This is a genomic window from Nonomuraea sp. NPDC050153, assembly GCF_044460125.1.
Lineage (GTDB): Bacteria > Actinomycetota > Actinomycetes > Streptosporangiales > Streptosporangiaceae > Nonomuraea.
On sequence record NZ_JBITJQ010000103.1, the window covers coordinates 1 to 1,026 of the forward strand.

Genomic DNA, 1,026 nt, shown 5'->3' on the forward strand with positions numbered 1-1,026 from the left:
GGCGAAGGTGAGAACTTAAGCGCCGGTAAACGGCGGTGGTAACTATAACCATCCTAAGGTAGCGAAATTCCTTGTCGGGTAAGTTCCGACCTGCACGAATGGCGTAACGACTTCCCCGCTGTCTCAACCGCAGACCCGGTGAAATTGCAGTACGAGTAAAGATGCTCGTTTCGCGCAGCAGGACGGAAAGACCCCGGGACCTTCACTACAGCTTGACATTGGTGTTTGGAACGGCTTGTGTAGGATAGGTGGGAGACTGGGAAGCTCGGACGCTAGTTCGGGTGGAGTCATTGGTGAAATACCACTCTGGTCGTTTTGGATGTCTAACTCTGGTCCGTGATCCGGATCGGGGACAGTGTCTGGTGGGTAGTTTAACTGGGGCGGTTGCCTCCCAAAGGGTAACGGAGGCGCCCAAAGGTTCCCTCAGCCTGGTTGGCAATCAGGTGTTGAGTGTAAGTGCACAAGGGAGCTTGACTGTGAGACTGACGGGTCGAGCAGGAGCGAAAGCTGGGACTAGTGATCCGGCATCGGCGTGTGGAAGCGGTGTCGCTCAACGGCTAAAAGGTACCCCGGGGATAACAGGCTGATCTTCCCCAAGAGTCCATATCGACGGGATGGTTTGGCACCTCGATGTCGGCTCGTCGCATCCTGGGGCTGGAGTAGGTCCCAAGGGTTGGGCTGTTCGCCCATTAAAGCGGTACGCGAGCTGGGTTTAGAACGTCGCGAGACAGTTCGGTCCCTATCCGCTGCGCGCGCAGGAGACTTGAAAGGGGCTGTCCCTAGTACGAGAGGACCGGGACGGACGAACCTCTGGTGTGCCAGTTGTACCGCCAGGTGCACGGCTGGTTGGCTACGTTCGGGAGGGATAACCGCTGAAAGCATCTAAGCGGGAAGCTTGCCTTGAGATGAGGTCTCCCACCCTGTGAGGGGGTAAGGCTCCCGATAGACGATCGGGTTGATAGGCCGGAGGTGGAAGCGCGGTAACGTGTGGAGCTGACCGGTACTAATAGGCCGAGGACTTGACCA

At 57.4% G+C, this 1,026-nt stretch carries 1 rRNA gene; it reads left to right on the forward strand.

Going from position 1 to position 1,026, the window contains the following annotated elements:
- A 23S ribosomal RNA gene (locus tag ACIBQ1_RS61875) occupies positions 1–1,026 on the forward strand; the annotation flags it as partial.